Annotated in this window: 16 protein-coding genes and 2 pseudogenes; 11 read left to right on the forward strand and 7 right to left on the reverse strand. The window is 59.8% G+C overall.

The genetic code is table 11. The annotated features are described in order from the left end of the window. Positions 1–38: 38 nt before the first annotated feature. The 11 genes and pseudogenes from FCU66_RS28910 to FCU66_RS42195 form a co-directional block, all read left to right on the forward strand. Positions 39–1,118 carry an ABC transporter ATP-binding protein gene (locus FCU66_RS28910; protein WP_136620870.1) on the forward strand — a complete coding sequence of 360 codons (1,080 nt, stop codon included), beginning with the start codon at positions 39–41 and terminating at the stop codon, positions 1,116–1,118. Continuing rightward, positions 1,115–2,008 (forward strand): ABC transporter permease, encoded by an 894-nt coding sequence (locus FCU66_RS28915; RefSeq protein ID WP_136620869.1) that lies wholly within the window; start codon positions 1,115–1,117, stop codon positions 2,006–2,008. The genes FCU66_RS28910 and FCU66_RS28915 overlap by 4 nt, the downstream gene beginning before the upstream one ends. Then, on the forward strand, positions 2,005–2,841 hold the full coding sequence (locus FCU66_RS28920) for an ABC transporter permease (RefSeq protein ID WP_136620868.1): 837 nt from the start codon (positions 2,005–2,007) through the stop codon (positions 2,839–2,841). The genes FCU66_RS28915 and FCU66_RS28920 overlap by 4 nt, the downstream gene beginning before the upstream one ends. A gap of 23 nt (positions 2,842–2,864) precedes the next feature. After that, the gene (locus tag FCU66_RS28925; protein ID WP_136620867.1) at positions 2,865–4,265 is read left to right on the forward strand and encodes an amidase; all 1,401 of its coding nucleotides are present in this window, start codon (positions 2,865–2,867) and stop codon (positions 4,263–4,265) included. A gap of 153 nt (positions 4,266–4,418) precedes the next feature. After that, positions 4,419–5,417: a dihydroxyacetone kinase subunit DhaK gene (locus tag FCU66_RS28930; RefSeq protein WP_136620866.1), complete on the forward strand. Its 999-nt coding sequence runs from the start codon at positions 4,419–4,421 to the stop codon at positions 5,415–5,417. Continuing rightward, on the forward strand, positions 5,417–6,064 hold the full coding sequence (locus FCU66_RS28935) for a DAK2 domain-containing protein (protein ID WP_168992078.1): 648 nt from the start codon (positions 5,417–5,419) through the stop codon (positions 6,062–6,064). The genes FCU66_RS28930 and FCU66_RS28935 overlap by 1 nt, the downstream gene beginning before the upstream one ends. Next, positions 6,061–7,458, forward strand: coding sequence for an NAD(P)/FAD-dependent oxidoreductase (locus FCU66_RS28940; RefSeq protein WP_246094066.1), 1,398 nt, complete (start codon positions 6,061–6,063; stop codon positions 7,456–7,458). The genes FCU66_RS28935 and FCU66_RS28940 overlap by 4 nt, the downstream gene beginning before the upstream one ends. A gap of 621 nt (positions 7,459–8,079) precedes the next feature. Next, a complete protein-coding gene (locus FCU66_RS42185) occupies positions 8,080–8,727 on the forward strand; it encodes a helix-turn-helix domain-containing protein (RefSeq protein WP_246094067.1) in 648 nt (215 codons plus the stop codon). Between the two features lie 26 nt (positions 8,728–8,753). Further along, on the forward strand, positions 8,754–9,665 hold the full coding sequence (locus tag FCU66_RS42190) for a Mu transposase C-terminal domain-containing protein (RefSeq protein WP_246094068.1): 912 nt from the start codon (positions 8,754–8,756) through the stop codon (positions 9,663–9,665). Positions 9,666–9,671: 6 nt separating this feature from the next. Beyond that, positions 9,672–10,517, forward strand: a complete 846-nt coding sequence (locus FCU66_RS28950) for a TniB family NTP-binding protein (RefSeq protein ID WP_136620864.1) — start codon at positions 9,672–9,674, stop codon at positions 10,515–10,517. Positions 10,518–10,546: 29 nt separating this feature from the next. Then, positions 10,547–10,819: pseudogene (locus FCU66_RS42195) on the forward strand (TniQ family protein); the annotation flags it as partial. A gap of 202 nt (positions 10,820–11,021) precedes the next feature. On the opposite strand, the gene FCU66_RS28960 reads toward FCU66_RS42195, so the two are convergent. The 7 genes and pseudogenes from FCU66_RS28960 to FCU66_RS42200 form a co-directional block, all read right to left on the reverse strand. Next, a complete protein-coding gene (locus FCU66_RS28960) occupies positions 11,022–12,044 on the reverse strand; it encodes a transketolase family protein (RefSeq protein WP_136620863.1) in 1,023 nt (340 codons plus the stop codon). Continuing rightward, positions 12,041–12,880, reverse strand: a complete 840-nt coding sequence (locus FCU66_RS28965; protein ID WP_136620924.1) for a transketolase — start codon at positions 12,878–12,880, stop codon at positions 12,041–12,043. The genes FCU66_RS28960 and FCU66_RS28965 overlap by 4 nt, the downstream gene beginning before the upstream one ends. Before the next feature lie 19 nt (positions 12,881–12,899). Beyond that, a complete protein-coding gene (locus FCU66_RS28970) occupies positions 12,900–13,652 on the reverse strand; it encodes an SDR family NAD(P)-dependent oxidoreductase (protein ID WP_136620862.1) in 753 nt (250 codons plus the stop codon). A gap of 40 nt (positions 13,653–13,692) precedes the next feature. Continuing rightward, positions 13,693–14,585, reverse strand: a pseudogene (locus FCU66_RS28975) (amidohydrolase family protein). A 65-nt stretch (positions 14,586–14,650) separates the two neighbouring features. After that, complete coding sequence (locus FCU66_RS28980; protein ID WP_010913492.1) at positions 14,651–15,613, reverse strand: substrate-binding domain-containing protein; 963 nt, start codon at positions 15,611–15,613, stop codon at positions 14,651–14,653. Between the two features lie 22 nt (positions 15,614–15,635). Next, positions 15,636–16,640, reverse strand: a complete 1,005-nt coding sequence (locus FCU66_RS28985; RefSeq protein WP_136620861.1) for an ABC transporter permease — start codon at positions 16,638–16,640, stop codon at positions 15,636–15,638. After that, positions 16,637–16,807 (reverse strand): hypothetical protein, encoded by a 171-nt coding sequence (locus tag FCU66_RS42200; RefSeq protein ID WP_246094069.1) that lies wholly within the window; start codon positions 16,805–16,807, stop codon positions 16,637–16,639. Before FCU66_RS42200 ends, FCU66_RS28985 begins: the two co-directional genes overlap by 4 nt. Between the last annotated feature and the right edge of the window lies 1 nt (position 16,808).

The raw sequence follows: 16,808 nt of genomic DNA on the forward strand, positions 1-16,808 counted from the left end.
CCGCATCATCTTTCACAAGTGCAATCTTCTGAGGTGACATGGAACAGAATCCTGTCCTTGAGATCCGCAACCTCTCACGCACCTTTGCTCATGGTGCTGTGAGGGCAGTCGACCATATCGATCTGGACGTGCTACCGGGCGAGATCATGTCAATCCTCGGTCCCTCCGGCTGCGGCAAGACGACGATCATGCGCATCATTGCGGGATTGGATTCGCCGACTTCCGGAGAGGTTCGCATTCTCGGCAAAGACGTTGCGGGAAAGCCGCCGCACAAGCGCAATGTCGGTTTGGTCTTCCAGTCGTTGGCAATCTTTCCTCACATGAGCGTCAAACAGAATGTCGCCTTTGGCCTGCGCATGAAGGGTCTCGCCAGCAACCTGATCGAAACCAAAGTCGCCAAAGCGTTGGAACTCGTACAGCTTTCGCCGGAAAGATTTGCAGGACGACGGCCAAGCGAGCTGAGCGGAGGGCAGCTTCAGCGGGTAGCTTTGGCACGGACATTGGTGACTGAACCGGCGCTGGTCCTTTTCGACGAGCCAATGGCGGCACTCGACCGGCGCCTTCGCGATTACATGGCGGTCGAACTCAGGGCTATCCAAAAGCAGCTCGGCATTGCGGCAGTCTATGTTACGCACGACCAGGAAACGGCTTCTATGATGTCGGACCGCGTCATCATCATGAGTGCCGGCAAGATCCTGCAAGCCGGGACCCCGGAGGAAATCTACGAGGCACCGAATTCTAGGTTTGTTTCCGATTTTCTCGGCGACACCAACACCCTTCGCATCGCGCGCGTGCTCGATCAGGCGGACGGGACATCGCTGGTACAGACCGATGCCGGGCTGGCAATTCGTGTCGCAAACTGCAGCGACATAGCTGAAGGAGCGTTTGTGATTTTTCGACCCGAGCAGACAATCGTTCATTCCGCCGACCCCGGCGGCGCTTTTGAGGGCAGGGTGGTGTCGTCGCAATTTCGCAGCGGTCTCCACCGCTGGCAGATCGCACTTCCCGGTGGCAACACGCTCATTGCGCAGTCGACCGAAAACAGACTTGCCTCATCCGCCGGCGAGACCGCTTGGGTTACGATTGACTCCGGCAAAGCGAGAATCGTTAGCCAATGACCGCGATCGAGAACCCCGTCGCTCCGCTCCCGTCGAAGGAAAAAAACGCGCCGATCCGCAAGCCGCCGATCAGGCTTCTTCTTCTTCCGGCTGGCACGCTGATCGGTCTCCTCTTGGTCTGCGCCCTGGTCGTCCTGCGCATGAGCGTCGGAGAGCGGAATGCCGAATGGACAGGCTGGAGTTTGAGGGCCTACATGCAATTGGCCAGCTCCAGAAACCTCGGCATCATAATAGACACTATCTGGATGGCGCTGCTGAGCGCTCTGATTACGACGCTCGTAGCCTTCCCCATCGCGCTTTTCCTGACACGGACGACATCGCCAATCGCCCGACGGCTCGTGCTGATTGCAATCCTCTTGCCGATGATCATCAGCCTGCTCGTGCAAAGCTTCGGCTGGATGGCTATTCTCGGGCCGAATGGGCTCCTCAACCAAGCGATTTCAGCCGCAACCGGAATCGAACGGCCTTTTTCGCTGCTCTTCAACCGCGCGGGTGTCATGCTCGGGCTCGTACAGACGAGCATCCCGCTCGCCGTCTTGCCCGCCGCCGCCGCGCTGCGCTCAATTCCTCTATCGCTTGAAGAGGCAGCAAATGTTCTTGGAGCAAACCGGATCAGAACCTATCGGCACATAATTCTGCCGTTGGCCTGGCCGGGCATGGCTGCGGGAGCCATTCTTGTCTTCGGGTTCAACACGGGTGCGTTTGTCGTGCCGTTGCTGCTGGGCGGGTTGAAGGTGACGACGATTGCGGTCGTAATCCGCGATCAGATGGGCTCGCTTTCCAACTGGCCGCTCGGTGCAGCGCTATCGGTTTTGCTGATCCTGTTGGCACTCGCCGTGCAGTCGCTCAACCGCCTCATCGTCCGCACCAACGTGGAGATCAAGGGATGAGCATGCCGACCGCAACCGGGCGCTTCGGAATCGAGTGGCAGCTTGTCAATGGCATCACTTGCATGCTGCTGGCGCTGATGCTTGCACCAATCTGTATGGTCCTGGTGATTTCGTTTACCAGCGGCGAGACGTTGCAGTTTCCGCCGCCGGCGCTTTCACTGCGCTGGTATCAGGAGGTCTGGACAATGCTGGTCGGCCCGGACGCCGGGATCGGGAGATTGCGGGAGTCACTGCTTGTTAGCCTGGAAATCGCGGCCCTAACTTCGCTTGTGTGCGTGCTTGCTGGTGTCCCGGCCTCCTATGCGCTGGTGCGATATCGTTTCGCCGGCAAGACGCTTATCGAAGAGTTGATCGGTCTGCCGGTGATATTTCCAGCCGTTGTGCTTGGAATTGCGTTGCTGGTTCTGGTAAGCGCCTCCGGTCTCGATTTTGGCATCTTTCAGATCGTCGTTGCCCATTCGATCATCGGACTGCCGTTCCTCATGCGCAACTGCATGGCGGCGATGCGCGGCATTGATCCGATGTTGGAGGAGGCTGCGATGACGCTTGGCGCTTCCGCGCCTAAGGTCTTTCGGGAGATTGTCTTGCCGCTTGCCAGCGGCGGTATCGCCTCCGGCGCCATCCTCGTCTTCATCTTGTCTTTCAATGAATTCACGCTCAGCTATTTTCTCTACTCCGTCGATGTCTTCCCGCTCTCCATCTGGCTTTTCCAGCAGGCGAACACATCCTTTAGCCCGGCGGTGTTCGCCGTGTCGTCGCTCATCGTCGTCGTCAACGTAGCGGCAGTCTTGGTCGTTGACGCGGTGATCGGAAGTCGCGGATCGGCCGCCTAGCGGCACACCAGAGGATTTGTTCAATGACATTTGACCCGTTCTGGTCAATCGAGCAACTATCGGAACGCTTCGCTCGGCGGGAACTGTCGTCCGTGGAAGCTGTAACGGAGCTCGTCAGGCGCATAGCGGCATTGGATGGCCGGCTGCACGCCTTTTGTCAGGTCGATGAGGACGGCGCGCTGGCACGCGCCCGAGCCGCGGACGAAGCACGAGCTAACGGAAATTCCACGTCCCCTCTGCTCGGCGTGCCGTTAGCCGTGAAGGACATCTTCGATCAGGCCGGGCATGGCACGCATGCTGGCTCCAACGCTCTGAATGACAGGCTGCCAATCCGATCGGCAAATGCCGTCGAAAAGCTCGAATCCGCAGGCATGATCGCCATCGGCCGCACCAACATGGTTGAGTTCGCCTATGGCGGATGGGGAACAAACCAAGTTCAGGGCGCGCCGTGCAATCCTTGGGGTCTGGACACTCATGTCGTTGCAGGCGGCTCAAGCAGCGGCTCGGCAGTTGCGGTCGCTGGTGGATTCGCCCCAGCCGCTTTGGGTACCGATACTGGCGGCTCGATCCGCACGCCTGCCGCCTGGTGCGGAATCGTCGGCCTCAAGACTTCAGTCGGGCTAGTCGGGCGCGGCGGTGTCGTGCCGCTATGCCCGACACATGACAGCGTCGGACCGATGACCCGTACCGTCCGTGACGCCGCGCTTCTGTTGGAAGCTATGGTGGGGTCGGATCCTCGCGATGTCGCCACGTGGCACGTTCCCTCCGTGCGTTCCCTTACCACGATCGAGGACGGCGTGAAGGGCCTGCGGATCGGAATGCTCCACGAGCGGGATTTGGCAGGCGTCGAGCCCGACATCCGGATGCTGCATGATCGCGCAATCGCCGATCTGACAGCTCTTGGCGCCCAATTCCACAAAATCGCTCTGCCATTGTCCATCAGCGATTATCTCGGCCGTGGCGGCGACATTATGAGCGTCGAGAGCTATGCCTTTCTCAGCGCTTATGTCGAACATCCGGACAGCCCGGTGGATCCGGTCATTGCAGAACGCATCAGCCGCGGCCGCGACATCAGCGGACCGGCTTACTACCGCCTTCTCGAAACCCGCCGGCTGGCGCAGATCGGCTTTCAGGAAGCGGCAGCAGGATTTGACGCGTTCGTCGCGCCTGGCTCGCATCGAAGTCCAGTACCGCTTGGCGAGGTAGACGAAAGCCAGCCTCCCAATCATTTTGGAAGACTGGTGAACTATCTCGATCTCGCCAGCCTAGTAGTCCCGGTCGGATTGACATCAAATGGCCTGCCAGCTGGCCTGCAGATTGTTGTCAGAAAATTCGACGATGCCTTGGCACTTCGCATCGGACGGACGTTGGAACGTGAGCGTGGTGGCCTGTTTGTGCCTGCGCCGGGGTTGCTGGCCCAATGAAGTCCATGGCTGATTTCCACAACCTGGCGAGCTCTCTCATTTACCCATGCCAATACCGGGCCCAACCGGATTGCGAGGGCTTTTGAAAACACTGCAGGTGGCTTGTGGCCCCGCCGGACAAGTACTGAAGCGATAGACTGGCAGAGCGAGAACATGAAGAAGCTGATCAACAGTCCTGAGAAATATGTGGATGAAGCGCTGGCGGGGATGAGCTTGGCGCACCAGGGTGCCTACAAAATCTCCGGCAGCAACGGCCGGGTCGTTGAACGGGCCAAGAAAAAGGCCGGAGGCAAAGTTGGAGTTGTTTCCGGCGGTGGCTTTGGCCACTTGCCGCTGTTTGCCGGATATGTCGGAGAAGGACTGCTGGATGCCTGTGCTGTCGGGCATGTGTTCGCCGGCCCGTCGTACGACGATATATCCGAGAGCCTGAACGCTGCTGACCGCGGCGGCGGCGTGCTGTCGGTCATTGCCAATTATGGCGGCGACACTATGGTGTTTGGCATGGTCAATGACACGTTGACCGCTGAGGGCAAGGACTGCGCCACCGTGATTGTGGCCGATGACGTTGCAAGTGCAGACAAGGATCGAGCCGAGACCCGTCGCGGTGTGGCCGGGATCATATTCGCATTCAAAGTTGCTGGAGCCGCGGCGGAAAGGGGACTTAGTCTACCTGAGGTGAAAGCTGTGACTGAAAAGGCCATGGCTGGTTGCCGGTCCATAGGAGTAGCGCTATCGGCCTGCACAGTACCGCAGGCGGGCGAGCCGACCTTTCATCTTGAAGGAGATGCCATTGAAATGGGCATGGGCATTCACGGGGAGAAAGGATTGTGGCGCGGTGCGCTTAAACCCGCTGACGAAATTGCCGCAGAGATGGTCGAGCGACTGCTGAACGATCTCAAACCCGTAGCGGGGACCGAGGTAGCGGTACTAGTCAACAGTCTTGGCGCCACACCGCTGGAAGAACTTTATATCCTGTACCGCAAAGTAGCCCAGCTGCTCGAGGCAGCGGGTCTGAAAATCGCCTACTCACTTGCTGGTGAATACGCGACTTCAATGGAAATGGCGGGCGCCTCGGTGACCGTTATGCAGGTCGACGATGAACTGCTCGGTCTGTTGAATGCCCCTGCCCAATGTCCCCTGTGGAGAGCGTGATGGCGACCGTCTTCACGGGAACGGATGTCGGCGCAGCCATGCGGCGCGTCGCACTAGCGCTCGTCGAGAACAAAGATCGATTTAACAAGCTTGATGCTGCGGGTGGTGACGGTGACATGGGCACTACCTTGGCGACAGTTTCACAGGCGTTGCTTGCCGATGAGACCCTTTACCCGGATGACGTGGGCGAGAGCGTAATGCGGATTGCAAAAACCATCGCGCGGACCTCGGGCTCAAGCCTGAGTGCCGTAGTAATGACGGGACTGATCACACTGGGAAAGACTTGGTCGGCGAAACACGAAGTTGCCTGGATCGAGATGGCGCCCGCATTGTCAAATGCCCTTGAGACCATGCAGGCCCGGTCAAAGGCCAGACTTGGCGACAAGACGGTGCTTGATGGAATAGCTCGGGTAGCAAGGGACATCGAGGGGATCTCAACTACAGAAAAGATGAGAGCCACAGCGCAACAAGCGACCGCTGACGCGCTGGCGGAGTTTCGCGGTTGCCCGGCAATCATGGGGAGGCTGCGGCTTGAGCCATCCAAAGGGGTCGGAACCGACGATCCGGGAATGGTTGCATTGCATGTTGCCATATCGGCCATGGCAGGGTCGCTGTCTGATCGAGCAGTGGGCGGATCCAACAAATGACCTATCCGAGCACCGAATTTTCCTCTGTTTCTCACCAAACAAATCAGATGCCTAGGCCGATACCCGCGAGAGCGGATGTTGTCGTGGTAGGCGCCGGAATCATCGGAACTGCCACCGCCCTGTTCCTTGCACAACGCGGGCTGTCTGTCGTTGTGTGTGAAAAAGGTCATGTCGCATGCGAGCAATCCAGCCGCAATTGGGGATGGGTGCGCAAGATGGGGCGCGATCCAGCCGAGATACCCATGGCTATCGCCAGCGCAAAGCTATGGGCTGGGATGAACGCGTTTACAGGCATCGAGACAGGATTCCGCGAAACCGGCATCTACTATTTGTGCAAAGACCAGAAGGACATCCAAAAGTACGAAGAATGGCTAGCATTCGCCAAGCAGCATGATCTCGATTCCTCCCTAATTAGGCAAAGTGGTTTGAAAGAGCGGTTCCCAACGCTCAAGGGTCATTGGGAGGGTGCGCTATTTACCAAAAGCGATGGACGCGCGGAACCTTCCATGGCGACGCAAGCCATGGCGGCTTCATTACGCACGCGCGGCGGGCAGATCATTGAAGATTGTGCTGTGCGTTGCATTGAAACAGCGGCGGGCTCGGTACATTCCGTCGTAACGGAGCATGGGGAGATTCGCTGCAAGTCCGTCGTCCTGGCGACCGGCGCCTGGACGAGACTATTCTGCGGCAACTTGGGCTTCGATTTCCCGCAATTGAAAGTCATCGGATCGGTCATGCGCACGCAGCGGCTCGACGGACCTCCTGAGTGTGCGGTCGCCGGTCGGGATTTCGCTTTTCGCAAGCGCCTTGATGGTGGCTATACGATTGCTCAGAAAAACGCGAACATTGCGCAAATCGTTCCGGATAGCTTCCGTTTGTTCTTCCAGTTCCTTCCCGCCTTTCGGTCGGAAGGGAATGAAATAAGACTGCGCTTCAGCAGTCAGTTCTTTAGGGAGATGAACACCCCGAAGACGTGGCGATCGGATGAGGTCACTCCCTTTGAAACGACGCGGGTTCTCAACCCAAAGCCTTCGAAAAAAATTCTTAGCGAGGGGCTGAACAACCTAAGGAAAGTTTTCCCAGAGTTTGCCGATGCCAAAGTCGAGGAAAGCTGGGGATGCGCTATCGATGTCACGCCGGATGCGGTGCCCGTGATCGATACGGTCGACGAAATCTCGGGCTTGGTAATCGCCAGCGGCTTCTCGGGCCATGGATTTGGGATCGGGCCGGGGGCGGCCCATCTAGTCGCTGATATGGTCACGGACCAAAGGCCGATCGTATCTGCAGAACCGTTCAAATTGGCTCGGTTGAGGAAGTTAGCTATGCTCAGCATGGCACAAACAAGAGGGCATGATTCCAGCTCGACTTCAGCTGCACGGAACGGGCCAGTCTAGCTGCGGCGAACCCCTGGCTGCGCTCGATGGAGCCTGGACTTCCTTTTGCGGAGGAGCGAACAAAGGCAACGGAGAGAGCTGATCCGACGGAAGCCCGAACCCTATGGCGAGCAACCGCGCGTCCGGCGGAGAGGCCTGCAGGTCCTACTCATCGAGCACGCTTACTTCGCGAAGGACCCGCGCTAGGTTGCGGTGACGCGGGAGCGGTGGACGCGGGCGTCCGGGCTCCCGCCCGGGCTGGCCAACGCGCGGAGATGATCGTTAACGACGGATTGGGCGTTAGGTGTGAATCGGCCCTTTAATTGCGGGTGATTGTCAATCCGAGTTTCGCTCTGTCATCGCCGGGGTCATGGTCCTTTCCGAGGTCGAATGCCTCATGATGATGTTCGGGTTGGGCGCCTCAACGTGTGCAACGAAGTTCGAAGTCGACGTCAGCCGATTCAACGAGGTCACCACTGTCGCTCTGTATTTAAAGGTGAGACTTCTCGCCTAATGATATCAAGCCCTTAGCCTTGTACTTAAATTGAGAATTTGCATTTAATTTGAGATTCGCGCTTGGCTCACTGCAGTTAACGTAAGATTTAGTCGGTCTAACGTTAGCTTGAATTGTTCGCAGGCGGCATGGGCGACGACACCAATGATGATTACGGAGAGAGAGCGCGTTGGAACGAGGCGTGCCGGCGCGAAGAGGCAATCCGCAAGCTCGTGGAGCGCTATCCAAAAGGTCTGAGCGGACAGGCTGTAGCGGATCTGGCGTGGGAACTGGACCTCAGCCGGGCCACTCTCTACAGGATGATCAGGCTGTTTAGAGCGGGTGGCACTGTAAGTTCACTGATGGACCGAAAGCGCGGTCGGCGCCAGGGACATCGCGCCCTCAACAAAGATCGAGAAGCCCTCGTGCGACGAACGATTGAAGGCTTTTATCTCAAGCCGACACGCCCGTCCTTCGCGCAGCTGGTTCGTCAGGTCCAAATCGCCTGCGCAGCGGCCGGCCTTGCTCCACCAAACTGGCGCACCATCAAATCTCGGGTTGAAGAAGTCGATCTACGGGTGAGGGGGCGTAAGCGCGGCGAGAGCGAGGTCGTCAAAGCTACAACGGCCACGCCAGGTGCCCTTTCGGCGTCGCGGCCGCTTGAACTTGTGCAAATCGATCATACCAAAGTTGACGTTTTCGTAGTCGACGAAGAAACGCGTCGGCCGCTCGGACGGCCCTGGCTGACACTAGCGTTGGACGTCTTTTCTCGGATGGTGACGGGCCTCTCGCGATAATCGCAAGCCTATGCATACTGCACTCGGTGTTCGACAAGACCCCGTGGTTGCAGGAGAGGGGTACCCATGAAGCGTGGCCAGTGGCCGGTTTGCCGGGAACGATACATGTCGACAACGGCGCGGATTTTCGTAGTCATGCATTCGAACGTGCTTGCAGGGACAACGGCATACAGATCGATTGGCGTCCGCCGGGGACGCCCCATTTCGGCGGCCACATCGAACGGTTGATTGGCACGCAGATGGGCGCGGTTCACCTGCTGCCAGGATCGACCTCGAGCAACATCGAGGAACGGCGCGAGTACGATGCCAAACGCCATGCGACACTGACGCTTCAAGAGCTTGAGCGCTACATCGCACTCGAGATCGTCGGGCAATACCATCATGCTATCCATGGCGCACTCCGTCGGCCACCGATTGCGGTCTGGCGGCAGCAGGAGAGCGAGTTGGTGTTGCGCCTGCCGAACGATCGTATGCAATTCTGGATCTCCTTCCTGCCGGAGGCAGAGAGAACGTTGCGCCCGACCGGCATCCATCTTTTCAACACCCGCTACTGGTCTCCCGCGCTGGCCGCCGATATCGGACGGTCCAAGGCCCGCCTGATTGTGAAATACGACCCCCGCGATTTGTCGCGCGTTTTTGTTAGGCGTCACTCCGGCAGCTTTGTTGAGGCTCGCTATGCCGATGTGACGCTCGCGCCCATTACGCTGTCGGAGGCGCAGGCTGCCCGGCGCAAACTCAACGCTCAGGGCAAACGCGAAATTGACATGCACGTCCTTGTTCGTACTGCGCTTTCGCAGCGCGAACTGATCGAGGAGGCGAAACACAAGACACAAGGGCGTCTGCGGCTTACGAAAACGAATGTGGATGACGATGAAGTGGGCTCGCTTCGGGGCGTCGATTCAAGCAAACCTGTTCCCTCCGTTGAAGATCTGGATTGAGCCCCTTTGAGCACGGATAACGTCCATCTGACGCAGGCGGCCAAAGACCTCCTGGGCGAGCCTGATATTGTGCGAGTTCGCGCAATTCAGGCTCGCCGCTGGATTTTTTATCCGCGCGCCAAGCAGGCGCTCGATCGTCTCAACCTGCTGGTCGACCATCCTCGCGGCACGCGTATGCCCTCGGTGGCCATCTACGGCGACAGTGGTATGGGCAAGACGATGATCCTGGAAAAATTCTGCGACAACAACCCCTCCCGTTTTGATCCGACGACCGGCGTACAGGCTATACCGGTCCTGGCAATCGAGATGACCGGGAAGCCAGGTGAGCGCCGTTTATATGCCGGGATCCTGGCTGCACTTGGCGCGCCACAGGCACCCCGCGCCGACATCGTGCAGATGGAGCAAGCGGCGTTGCGGCTTCTGAGAACGGTCGGCGTCCACGTTCTTGTGATCGATGAAGTACATAACATTCTCGCCGGCTCGTACCGCGAACAGCGGGTCGTGCTGAACACGCTGCGATTTCTCAGCAATCGGCTTCAGATCTCCCTCGTTTGCTTCGGTGTTATCGAAGCGCGCGAAGCGATAAGTGGCGACGTACAGCTTGCCCGCCGATTCGGCGAGCTGACCTTGAATAGGTGGGCGGCCAACGAACAGTTCGAAGAACTAGTTTCGTCCATTTTGCGGAATATGCCGCTTCGCCGACCGACGGTGCTGACGCCGAAATCTCTACGCCGAATTCTGCAGATCAGCGGCGGCATCACTGCAAATATTTTCCAGGCGATCACGAGCCTGGCAGCCGAGTCGATCGAGAGCGGCTTAGAGCATATCAACGATGAAGCTGTGGAAAGTTGACGGCCGCCAGTTACCGAAACAGCATACGCATGATCCGAGAGCTCAACGGCACACGGCCGCTTTCAGTCATTCTCAAACCCGTCCCAGATGAGCTCCTGTCGTCGTGGATCACGCGCCATGCCGATTTCTATGGCGTCCCACCGCTCACGATGCTTCGCCATGCCATTCCTGAGGCAACATCTTTGCGGCAAACCGATACAACCCTGGGGCCAACCGCCGCCGTTCAAATTGCAAGGCTGTTTCGATCCCAATCTTCGACAATCTCGGCAATGACCACGTCTGGGTTCCCACAATCGGCAGCGCGGCTCGTCGCGCCACGCGTCATTCAACGCTGCGTCGCCTGGCGTCGGAGCGATAAGCAATTTTCGGGAACCGAACCAATCCACAGACCGCTCGTCAACACGGCAGCTTTGCGTAGCATGTCGGTGATCAACACCAATTCTGGCCCGTTGCCGAAAGCGGACATGCGACCGCGAAGAATTAGCTCGAGCTCCTGCTTTGCTTTTACTCTGTCCATTTGCGGACACGACGCACGAGCTCGGACGATGAGATCCCGTAGCGATCATGAAGCGTCGGCAGTGCGCCAGCATCGAGGAACTCGTCGGGCAGGGCAATCTGGCGAAAGACTGGGGCCACGCCCTCCCGCATCAGCAACGCGGCAACGCCTTCGCCTAGGCCACCAATGATGGTGTGATTCTCCGCCACCACCACCAGCCGTCCCGGACGGCGCGCGCCATCAAGTATCGCCTGCGTGTCCAGAGGTTTGATCGTCGGCACGTGCAGCACTGCGCAGTCGATGCGGTCTGCTTCAAGCGCCTTCGCGGCCTCCAGCACGCGCATGGTCATCAGGCCGCTGGAAATGAACAGCACGTCCGCCCCATCGCGCAACAGCCGCGCCTTGCCGATCTCGAACGTGTAGTCGTATTCGTCGAGCACGACAGGAACTTTGCCGCGCAAAAGCCGCATGTAGACCGGGCCCTTGTAGTCCGCGATTGCCTCCGTGGCCTGTTCGATGTCGAGCGCGTCGCAAGGGTCGATGATCGTCAGGTTCGGCATGCCGCGGAAGATCGCGATGTCTTCTGTCGCCTGGTGGCTGGGGCCGTAGCCGGTGGTCAGCCCCGGCAGGGCGCAGACGATCTTGACGTCGAGCTTCTCCTCGGCAATCGCCATGCAGATGAAATCGTAGGCCCGTCGGGAGGCAAAGACAGCGTAGGTCGTGGCGAAGGGCGTGAAACCCTCCCGCGCCAGGCCGGCGGCGGCACTCATCAGCACCTGCTCGGCCATGCCCATTTGATAGAAGCGATCCGGATGCTCCTGCGCGAACACATGAAGGTCGGTGTATTTCGCAAGATCAGCCGTCAAACCCACGATCCCGGGCCGCTGATGGGCTAGCCTTGCAAGCGTGTGTCCGAACGGAGCACTGCGCGTCGGAACGCCATTGGGCGCGATCGAGGCGATCATCGCCGAGGTGGTCTTGCGCTCACCCGCGTTGACGGCGTGGCGCCGCGCGAATTTTGACTGCCTCACTGCGGACGTCCCTTTTCCAGAGCCTCGAGCGCCAGAGCCCACTCATAGGGCTCGACGCGGATGAAATGCGTGATGTCGCGAGCCTCCAGGAACGGCACACCCTTCGCCATGCGGGTGTCGCAGACGATGATCCGCGGACGCGGATCCTTGAGGCCCCGGGCGTTGTCGAACGCAGCGCGGAGGGCCTCGATGTCGTTACCGTCAACGCGCTGCGCGTGCCAGCCGAAGGCCTCGAACTTGTCGGTCACCGGCTCGGAAGACAGCATGGCCGTCGACGGGCCGTCGGCCTGCTGGTTGTTGAAGTCGACGATGGCGATGAGGTTGTCGAGCTTGTGGTGGGCGGCAGACATCGCTGCTTCCCAGGTCGAGCCCTCACCGAGCTCACCGTCGGACAAGAGATTGTAGACGAAACTGTCGCTCTGCTTGCGTTTCAGTCCCAGGCACATGCCGACGGCAATACCAAGACCGTGACCAAGCGAGCCGGCGGTGATCTCCATGCCAGGTGTGTACGGCGCCATGCCGGACATCGGCATGCGGCTGTCGTCGGTACCGTAGGTCTCGAGCTCTTCCTCCGGCAGCACGCCTGCTTCGATCAATGCCGCGTAGAGTGCGATCGCATAGTGTCCGATGGATAGGAGGAAGCGATCGCGTCCCTCCCACAGCGTGTCGTCCGGCCGGTAGCGAAGTGCATGGAAATAGGCGACCGCAAGCACATCGGCGACGCCGAGCGCCTGCCCGACATAGCCCTGGCCCTGGACTTCGCCCATGCGCACGGCATGTCGACGGATGCGATAGGCGCGTTCGGCAAGGCTGACATTGCTGCCCGCGCGTGGCATCTCGAATTCCGTTGTCCCGTCAGCCATGGATCAGCATCCCCCCATTGACGTCGATCACGGCGCCGGTGATGTAGCTGGCCAGATCGGAGGCGAGGAAGAGGTAGGCGCCCGCCACGTCACGCGCATCGCCCAGGCGACTGAGCGGGATACCCTTGATGATGTCAGCGCGCATGGCATCGGTCAGTTTGCCGCTGGTTATGTCGGTCTGGATCAGGCCGGGCGTGACGCAGTTGATGCGAATGCCGTCAGGCCCGAATTCGCGTGCCATGGCCTTGGCGAGCCCGAGCACACCCGCCTTGGCGGCTGAGTAATGCGGGCCACCGAAGATGCCGCCGCCGCGTTGCGCTGAAACCGACGACATGCAGATGATCGAGCCGCCGCCATTTTCACGCATATGCGGGATGAAGGCCTGGCTGAGATAGAGCACGCCGCGCAGATTGACATCGAGGATGCGGTCCCAGTCGGCCGGACCGATGTCCAGTGTCTTTACGGGCTGCGTGATCCCGGCAATGTTGCATAACACCTCGACCCTTCCGAACGCTTCGGTCACTTCTGCCGCAGCCCTCTTGCAGGCATCGAGGTCGGCGACATTGCAGGCGAGGCCGATGTGCTCGGGTCCAAGCGACGCGGCGGCGTCACGGGCTTCTTCCTCATCAAGGTCAAGAATAGCTATGCGCGCGCCTTGCTCCGCCATCAGCGTTGCCGTGGAGCGGCCAATTCCCCGGGGGCTCGCGGCACCCGAAATCACCACGGCCTTGCCCTTCAGCAACATGTCAAAGTCTCCTGCTGTTTCAATTGTTTCGGCGGATGATCTAGAGCCGGTAGTACCGGGCTGCGTTGTCATGGAACAACGCAAGCCGCTCCTCGTGCGGGTAGTATCGTGTGATCTCCTTGAAGGCGTTCACGACCGCGTCGAAGCTCGAGAAAAGCTTGTCGACCGGAAAGTTAGTCGCGAACATGCTGCGGCCGACACCAAGGCCGCGATCGCCTCCTCTACATAGGGGCGGATCGACGCCGTGGTCCAGGACCAGTCGCCCATGCCGAGACCGGAGATCTTGCAGGCGACGTTCGGCGCTTGCGCCAATCGGTGCATGCCCTTTTTCCAGGCGTTGAAATGCTCAGGGCCGTCGACCTGCATGCCGGTGTGGTTGAGAATGATCTGGACGTCGGGAAAGTCGTGCGCGAGCTGGAGAAACTCTTCCATCTGCGGATAATAGAGCTGCAAGTCGAAGCTTAGCCGGCGCTTTGCCAGTTCCCGGAAGCCGCGCCGCCATTCTAGCGTCCGGCTGACCTCTGGCCGCGCCTGATAGGTCTTGGCGGGGTCTGCATGATAGTTCATCGACTGCCTGATACCCCGGAAGTTCGGATACTCCATGTGCCGGTCGAGGAGTTCGCCGACATCGGGTTTGGACAGGTCGGCATAGCCGACGATGCCATGCGGAAAGCCTCGCTTGTTGGCGATTTCCTGCAGCCAGCGCGTCTCCCCGACCGGATCGCTGGGATCGAACCCAACGTCCAGATGCACCGATTTCACGAGGTTCTGGTTCCTGGCGTCCTCAAGATAGTCGTCGAGACGATAGCTCTTGCGGATCGCTTCGTAGTCGCCGAAGGCCGACGGCTTAACCCGGTCGGTCAGCCACGGATAGTAATTAACTTCCAGGTCCCAGAGATGATGGTGCGGATCGATGAACGGCAGCTCGGCCACGGTCAGGATTCCTCGCTCGGGATCTGGACCCGCCGGCCTCTGCCGGCGGGTCCAGAGGGTGGCGGTCAGTTGCTCGGGGGAAAGACGCGGGCGATGACCTTCTTGGCCTCGGGACTGTCGACCTTGTCGGCGGTAACGAGCGGCATGACCAGGGCCAGGTCCTGGGTCACCGGCGCGCCCGTCAAGGCGTTGTAGACCTGTTGGGTGCCGTCGATGCCTTGGCCGACCGCCTCCTGAAAGAAGATGCCCTGGATCGCTCCCTTCTTGAGCAGCGCGATCGTCGTGGGCGAGCCGTCTGCAACGGTAATGCCGATCTTGCCGGTCAGGCCGCGGGTCTCGGCAACCTTGGCGGCGCCGGTGCCGGCTTCGTCATACATACCGTAAATGGCCTTGACGTCGGGATTGGCGGTTAAGAGGTCGTTTGCCTGGGTGACGGCTTCGTTGATGGTGAGGCCGCGTGTTTCCAGTATCTGGACGAGGTCGCACCCGTTGGCGGCGAAGGCTTCCTTGGCGCCCTTGAGATATTTCTGCGCATTCTCCCGATCCTGCGGCAGCGACAGCATGCCAACCTTGTTGCCGCCACGCTCCTTGGCGAGCTCGCAGGTGAATTTGCCTTGCGCCTTGCCGGTCTCATAGTTGTTGGCGGTGACCGAGCATGTGTAGTTGGTGAGGCCTGGCTGCGGCCCGATGCCGGCGAATGCGATCGGCACTTTCTGCTTCGCCAGATAGTCGAGCAGCGGCGGTGTCGATGTCGAGCTGACGGGGCCGATCACGATGGCCGAGACGCCTTTGGTCACCGCGGTCCTGGCATTGTCCATCTGCTTGGCGGGTGAGTTTTCCGACGTGTACTCGACATAGTCCATGCCGAGTTCCTTGGCCTTCTCCTTCACGCCGTAGCCGACCCATTGCCAATAGGAAATGTCGAGTGATGGGGCGATGTAGGCGACGGTCTTCTTGTCTTCGGCGTACGACGCGCTTGACAAGGCGGCCGTCGCCAAAGCTGCAATCAGGATGCTCTTCAACTTCATCTTGGTTCCTCCCGTTGATGATCTAGATGCGGTTCTTGTTGCTGAAGCGGTCGATCAAAACCGCGAGCAGGATTGCGGCGCCTGTGACGGAGCCTTGCCAGAAGCTGTTCACGCCAATGAGGTTCACACCGTTCTGGATGCAGGTGATCATCAGCGCGCCCAGCACGGCACCGATCGCGCTGCCGGTTCCGCCAAAAAGGCTGGCCCCGCCAATGACCACAGCGGCAATCGCCTGCAGCATCAGGCTCGCCCCTGCCGTGGCTTCGGCGTTGAGGATGTAGCTGACCGTCAGCAGCCCCGCGAAAGAGGCAAGCAGGCCCGAAGCGACATAGGCCGCGAACTTGATGCGCAGAACCGGGATGCCAAGCAGCCGTGCCGCAATTGCCGACGAGCCGACGGCATAGAACCAGCGTCCGACCACGACCTTGCGCAGCACATATTCCAGCGCGACCATCAGTACGATGCAGACCACGAGATGGTTGGGCATGCCGGGGACGATCTCGCCGGAATTCAGGAGCCAGAAATCCGGTGCGCCGATCGGCATCGAACGGCCGTTGGTGACGATGAAGGCCAGGCTGCCCGCCACCGCGTAGGTGATGAGCGTGACGACGAAAGGCGCGAGCCCGACGACCGTGACCAGAAGACCATTGATCGCGCCGAACCCCAAGCCGACCGCCAGGCCGGCGGCGCTGGCGGTCAGTCCGTCAGCGCCATTGGCCATCGCCAGCGCGGTCACCATCCCGGTCAGGGAAAAGATTGAACCGACCGAAAGATCGATGCCGCCGGTGACCACGACCAGCAAAACACCGAGCGACATGATGATGAGAGGCGCGGCGGCCTGGACGATGTTCTGCAAATTACCCATGCTGAGTGCGGCGGGCACGAACATGCCAACGGCCAGCAGCAGGACCACGATTGCCGCTGCAATCGCGGCTTCCGTGCGGTAGGACAAAAGAACTGCTGGGACGCGTGACGTGGCGCTCCGGAGTTTGCTGGTGGTCGTGTTGCCGTTGGTCGCGTCGGTCATGCCGCCATCCCCGTCAGTTCGGCGAGCCCGTCTTCGGTGTAGTGCTCCTCAGGCAGGAATCCCTTTGGCTGCCCATCGGTGTCGAAGGCGAAAATGGCATCGCAAAGCTCGAGCAGTTCGACATTCTCGGTCGACCACCAGATGATGATCGCGCCGGCGTCGGCCATC

Source organism: Mesorhizobium norvegicum, from assembly GCF_004919685.1.
Lineage (GTDB): Bacteria > Pseudomonadota > Alphaproteobacteria > Rhizobiales > Rhizobiaceae > Mesorhizobium > Mesorhizobium norvegicum.